Origin of the sequence: Nocardioides sp. (assembly GCF_035697785.1) — a bacterium.
Lineage (GTDB): Bacteria > Actinomycetota > Actinomycetes > Propionibacteriales > Nocardioidaceae > Nocardioides_B.
Window position 1 is genome coordinate 1 of record NZ_DASSCL010000144.1, and the last position, 3127, is coordinate 3127.

Annotated in this window: 4 protein-coding genes and 2 tRNA genes; 3 read left to right on the forward strand and 3 right to left on the reverse strand. The window is 69.5% G+C overall.

What is annotated here, in order from left to right:
• Positions 1-56 precede the first annotated feature (56 nt).
• Positions 57-129 (reverse strand) — tRNA-Gly (locus VFH10_RS15495).
• 133 nt (positions 130-262) lie between these two features.
• Here VFH10_RS15495 and VFH10_RS15500 point away from each other — a divergent pair.
• Positions 263-1084 (forward strand): aminodeoxychorismate lyase, encoded by an 822-nt coding sequence (locus tag VFH10_RS15500; protein WP_325130134.1) that lies wholly within the window; start codon positions 263-265, stop codon positions 1082-1084.
• A 61-nt stretch (positions 1085-1145) separates the two neighbouring features.
• Here the strand turns inward: VFH10_RS15500 and VFH10_RS15505 are convergent, their stop codons facing one another.
• Together VFH10_RS15505 and VFH10_RS15510 are read right to left on the reverse strand one after the other, a co-directional pair.
• On the reverse strand, positions 1146-1700 hold the full coding sequence (locus VFH10_RS15505; protein WP_325130135.1) for a CGNR zinc finger domain-containing protein: 555 nt from the start codon (positions 1698-1700) through the stop codon (positions 1146-1148).
• Positions 1701-1783: 83 nt separating this feature from the next.
• Positions 1784-2209 (reverse strand): SsgA family sporulation/cell division regulator, encoded by a 426-nt coding sequence (locus tag VFH10_RS15510; RefSeq protein WP_325130136.1) that lies wholly within the window; start codon positions 2207-2209, stop codon positions 1784-1786.
• Between the two features lie 232 nt (positions 2210-2441).
• Here VFH10_RS15510 and VFH10_RS15515 point away from each other — a divergent pair, with 232 nt between their 5' ends.
• Both VFH10_RS15515 and VFH10_RS15520 read left to right on the forward strand, forming a co-directional pair.
• Positions 2442-2930: a TIGR02611 family protein gene (locus VFH10_RS15515; RefSeq protein WP_325130137.1), complete on the forward strand. Its 489-nt coding sequence runs from the start codon at positions 2442-2444 to the stop codon at positions 2928-2930.
• A gap of 59 nt (positions 2931-2989) precedes the next feature.
• A tRNA-Val gene (locus tag VFH10_RS15520) sits at positions 2990-3061 on the forward strand.
• Positions 3062-3127 lie beyond the last annotated feature (66 nt).

Here is a 3127-nt window from a genome sequence, read left to right on the forward strand (position 1 = left end):
CCGTTGCCTCGCCTCTCGGCCACTCCACCAAGGAGGGGACCTGCGACCCTTCTCCGAGCGGACGACGAGGCTCGAACTCGCGACCTCAACCTTGGCAAGGTTGCGCTCTACCAACTGAGCTACGTCCGCTTGCGACTCCCGGCGGTTTCCCTGACCGGAGGTGCGAGAGAACTTTAGCCGACATCGTACGAATGACAAATTCGCCCCTGAGCACGCGTGTTCCGCCTGCAAGACAAGGCTTCCCGCGTCTTAGGGTCGACCCATGCGGGCATGGATGAACGGGCGCCTCCTCGACGATCCGGAGGGTCCTGCGGTCACCGTCCAGGACCACGGGCTAACCGTGGGCGACGGCGTCTTCGAGGCGGTCAAGGTCGTGGACGGCCGGCCGTTCGCCTTGACCCGGCACCTCCGGCGGCTGGCCCGGTCCGCGGCCGGGATGGGTCTGCCGGACCCCGACCAGGACGAGGTACGCCGCGCCGTGGACGCCGTCCTGCGCGACCAGGACCTACCGCTCGGACGCATCCGGATCACCTTCACGGGGGGAGTCGCACCGCTCGGTTCCGGGCGCGGCGACAACCCGCCGACACTGATCGTGGTGGCCGCGCCGATGCGCCCGGCGCCGCCGTCCACCGCCGTCGTGACGGTGCCATGGCCGCGCAACGAGCGCGGCGCCCTGGCGGGGCTCAAGACCACGTCATACGCCGAGAACGTGGTCGCGCTGGCCCACGCGCACCGGCACGGCGCGACCGAGGCGGTCTTCGCCAACCTCGCCGGGCACCTCTGCGAGGGCACCGGGAGCAACGTCTTCTACGTCGTCGACGGCGAGCTGCGCACCCCGACGCTGGCGGCGGGCTGCCTCGCCGGGATCAGCCGGGAGCTGCTGCTCGAGTGGCACGGCGCCCGGGAGGTCGACGAGCCGATCGAGGTGCTCGACCGGGCCGAGGAGATCTTCCTGGTGTCGACCACCCGCGACGTCCAGCCGGTGCACCGGTGGAACGACCGTGAGTTCGACGTACCAGGTCCGGTGACCGCCGGGTGCCAGAAGGTCTGGACCGAGCGGGAGGCCGCCGACGTCGACCCGTGACCGAGGAGTCAGCTGTGCGGTGACACGCCGGTGAGGGGCCTGAAGTGCTGACCCCTCGGCGTTACTGGCTGGCGCGCTGGCGCTCGCGGTAGGCGGCGACGTGCAACCGGTTGCCGCAGGTGCGGGCGTCGCAGTAACGCTTCGAGCGGTTGCGGGACAGGTCGACCAGCACCTGGTCGCAGTCGGGGGCCTCGCACCTGCGGAGCCGCTCCTTCTCGCCGGCGGCGACCACCTGGGCGAGGGCCATGCCGCAGTCGAGCGCGAGGTGGTCGGCGAGCGTCGCGCCGGGAGTGAAGTAGTGGATGTGCCAGTCGTAGCCGTCGTGGTCGGTCAGCCGAGGCGTGACCCCGGCCTGCGACACGAGCCGGTTGATGACCACCGCGGCGTCGGAGTCGTCGGCGGCGGAGAAGACCGCACGGACCGAGTCCCGCAGGAGATGGACCGCGTGGAGGTCGGCGGCGGTGAGGCGCCGGACGTCGCTCACGTCGTGACGACGGACGAAGTCCTGGAGGGCGCCGAGGTCGGGGAGTCCTTCGCCGTACGAGCCCGAGGGGGCGGAGTTGACGAGGTCGACGGCACAGGCGAGAGAGTGCTCGGTGTCATGACTGAAAAGCACCGGTGTCCCCCACCCTGTCGCGGTGATCGTGCCGAGGTCGGTCCTCCCAGCCCCACCCTAGGCCACGACCCCGCGACGGGTGGTCAGGCGTTCTCGGCGGCGAAGATGGCCGCGATGGCGGCGTCGACGTCGAGCAGCTCGGACTCGCTGCCGGGCTTGACGGCGGCGCTCATCCGGTCGACGAAGCTGCGCAGGTCGCCGGTGCGGGCCTGCACGAGCGCCTCGCCGTCGGGGGAGCAGAGCTCGATGATCACCACCGCGTGGCCCTGGGTGTCCAGGCACGGCCAGACGTGCACGTCGCCGTCGCCGGCGGGCTCGTAGAGGCCCTCGGCGAGCAGGTCACGACCGAAGGTCCAGCGCACCTCGCTGTGTCCGGTCTGGAAGACCGTGGTCACGGCGAAGGGGTCGTTGGCGTCGTAGCGGAGCTCGGCCTTGATCGGGGTGGCGGCACCCGAGGCGTCGATCAGCTCCAGCTGTACCGGCGCGGTCACCGTCAGTGTGGTGTTCATCGAGTAATCCATCTCTCTCTTCCTCCCAAGGTCATCCCCTCCGGACTTCGGCAAAGAGACGTCAAGTAGTAGTCGGCGTGACGCGATTCCAAACGAATCCGTCGAGTTTTTTCGGAGACTGTCCGAACGGAGGGCCGGAGTGTCCCGTTTGGGGCAGTTAGAACCACCAACCGGACTACCCGAGGACGGCTACGCTCGTCGTGACAGTCGAGCCAGAGTGACAGAGGCATCCGTGACGGACAACGCGACAGACATCGCGTCGGAGGAGCAACCGGCGCAATCCGGACAAGATTCCGCACGTGAGCCTGGTCGCATTCACCGCACCCTGCACGGACACCCGGTCCTCTCGCTCACCACGAAGCTCATCGTCGGCGTCGTCGGGACGCTGGTCACCATCATCGGCGTGGTGATGCTGGTCACCCCGGGTCCGGCCTTCGTGCTGATCCCGCTCGGCCTGGCGATCCTGTCGACGGAGTTCGAGTTCGCCCGGCGCTGGCTGCGCTGGGCGCGCCGAAAGGCGGAGCAGGCCAAGGAGCGGGCCGAGGCCCTCGATCCCGCCGTACGACGACGGCGGCTGCTGCTCACCGGCGTCGCGGTGCTGGTCGCGGTGGGCGGCGCGACGACGTACCTCCTGGTCTATGGATGGCCGCATTTCGCTGTCGGCGGATGGAACTGGGTGCAGAGCCTGGCCGGCTGGGTGCCCGAGCTGCCGGGGATGTGAACCCTCGATCCGGATGCGCTAGCCTTGCCCGCGCACCGCAGCCCAGCGGGTGCGACCGAGGGCGATTGGCGCAGTGGTAGCGCGCTTCGTTCACACCGAAGAGGTCACTGGTTCGAACCCAGTATCGCCCACCCTTCCTCGCAGGCCGTCTCGTCACGAGGCGGCCGTCGTCGTTCCCGGGACGGGACAGTCGGCCA

What these genes read in the sequence shown, in the direction of transcription:
- VFH10_RS15510 (WP_325130136.1), bottom strand. Translation starts at nt 2,209, where the DNA reads ATGAACACCACACTGACGGTGACCGCGCCGGTACAGCTGGAGCTGATC.
- VFH10_RS15500 (WP_325130134.1), top strand. Translation starts at nt 263, where the DNA reads ATGCGGGCATGGATGAACGGGCGCCTCCTCGACGATCCGGAGGGTCCT.